Source organism: Marinimicrobium sp. UBA4509, assembly GCF_002388575.1.
GTDB classification, from domain to species: domain Bacteria; phylum Pseudomonadota; class Gammaproteobacteria; order Pseudomonadales; family Cellvibrionaceae; genus Marinimicrobium; species Marinimicrobium koreense.
Genome location: NZ_DGMV01000041.1, coordinates 73,810 through 75,745 on the forward strand (window position 1 = coordinate 73,810; position 1,936 = coordinate 75,745).

General features: G+C 62.3%; 2 protein-coding genes. Both read right to left on the reverse strand.

Going from position 1 to position 1,936, the window contains the following annotated elements; all coding sequences use genetic code 11:
- Nucleotides 1-58: 58 nt before the first annotated feature.
- Nucleotides 59-1,039 carry a quinone oxidoreductase family protein gene (locus B3520_RS06400; RefSeq protein WP_123637338.1) on the reverse strand — a complete coding sequence of 327 codons (981 nt, stop codon included), beginning with the start codon at nt 1,037-1,039 and terminating at the stop codon, nt 59-61.
- Between the two features lie 3 nt (nt 1,040-1,042).
- Entirely contained in the window at nt 1,043-1,930 is an 888-nt protein-coding gene (locus tag B3520_RS06405) for a BCCT family transporter (protein WP_422655513.1), read from the reverse strand.
- Nucleotides 1,931-1,936 lie beyond the last annotated feature (6 nt).

A 1,936-nucleotide genomic window follows, 5' to 3' on the forward strand; every position in this document is an offset into this window, starting at 1 on the left:
GCATCCGCCGTTACCCAACGTAAAGATGCAGCGCGCATCCGCCGCAACCCAATCCGCTTTACGGAATAATAACACTGGCCCCGGTGGTCTGCCGGTTTGCCAGCTCGCGATGCGCCCGAGGCACCTCGTCCAGGCGGTAGGTCTGATTGATATCCACCGTGACCGCACCGGACAGCACCGCCTCAAACCAGAGCCCGGCCAGAGTCTCCAACTCCTCCCGCGTGGTTGCGTAATGCCCCAGCGTGGGTCGGGTGATAAAAAGAGAACCTTTCTGAGCCAGCAGCAAGGGACTGAACTCCGGCACGGCGCCGGAGGCGTTGCCAAAGCTCACCATCAGCCCGCGCCGGGCCAGGCAATCCAGAGAGACATCAAAGGTATCCTTGCCCACCGAGTCATACACCACCGGCACGCCCTTGCCGTCTGTCAGGGCCATAACCCGATCCACCACAGATTCCTCACGGTAACGAATTACCTCCGCACAACCCCGCGCCAGCGCCAGCTTCGCTTTAGCATCAGAACCGACGGTACCAATAACACGTGCCCCCATATGCGATGCCCACTGACAGGCCAGCAGCCCGACACCACCAGCGGCGGCGTGCCACAGCAGGGTTTCCCCGGCTTGAACGGGATGGGTCTGGTGTAACAGATAGGCCGCGGTCAGGCCCTTGAGCAAGGTGGCGGCGGCAACCTCATACTCGACGCCATCCGGCAAGGCCAATAGCCGATCCGCCGCGACGACGTGGGAGTCCGCATAGGCCCCGGGCGGGCCGCTGCAATAGGCCACCCGATCGCCCTTCTTCCAGCCATGGACGTCCGGACCCAGAGCCTCGATCACCCCGGCGGCCTCCAGCCCCAGCCCCGTCGGCAAGTCCAGGGGATACAGGCCCGTGCGGTGGTATATGTCGATAAAGTTCAGGCCGATGGCCTTGTGGCGTACCCTCACCTGCCCCGCACGCGGTTCGGGCACGGGCGTGTGCTCCAGACTCAGGGCGTTTTCATCACCGGGCTGGTGAACCCGGTAGGCACGATGTTCAGTCACTCGTCATCTCCTCGACCTTTGCGATCNNAGAGAGCCCATGGGTCCCATCGCCGGTGCCTTACCTTCGGCGAGCTCCTCCATAGAATACCCCAGATAGTCCGCATGCAGGGCGCGGGTCAATGAGTAAGCCATGAACACCAGTAGCACACAGAACGGGAAACCCAGCGCAGTAATCACATTCTGGAGCGCCTGCAGTCCGCCCCCCAGCAACAGCGTTGCGGCAACCAACCCCAGGAGCAGGGTCCAGAACACCCGCTGAGCGGTGCGCGAAGGTTGGCTGTCCTTGCGCGACAGCAGGTCCACCACCAGTGCCGCCGAATCGGCGGAGGTGGTCAGAAATACCACAATCACAATCACCGCCAGGGTCGAGATCAGGGTGGCGATCGGAAACTGCTCGAGGAAACTGAAAAGCGCCACGGACACATCCGCCTGCACCTGCCCGGCGATGTCCGTGCCGTGATTCAGATCCAGATCGATGGCGGCCATGCCGAACACGGAAAACCAGACAATGGTAAACAGCAACGGCGCCCCCAGTGCGCCCGCCACAAACTGGCGGATGGTGCGGCCCTTGGAGATCCGGGCGATAAAAATGCCCACGTAGGGTGCCCAGGAGATCGTCCAGGCAAAATAGAACACCGTCCACTGCCGCTGCCAGTTGCCCTCGTTGTAGGCTTCGGTCCAGAAAGCCAGCCAGGGCAGATTGTGCAGGTAGGCACCGATGTTCTGAACGGTACCGGAAACAATAAACAGGGTCGGCCCCGCCACCGCGACGAACAGCAGAATGATCAGGGCTACGACGATGTTGAACTCGGACAACCGCTTGATGCCCCGGTCGAGCCCCAGGGCCACGGACACGGAGGCCACCAGGGTAATGGCAGCCACAATGGCCATTTCCGC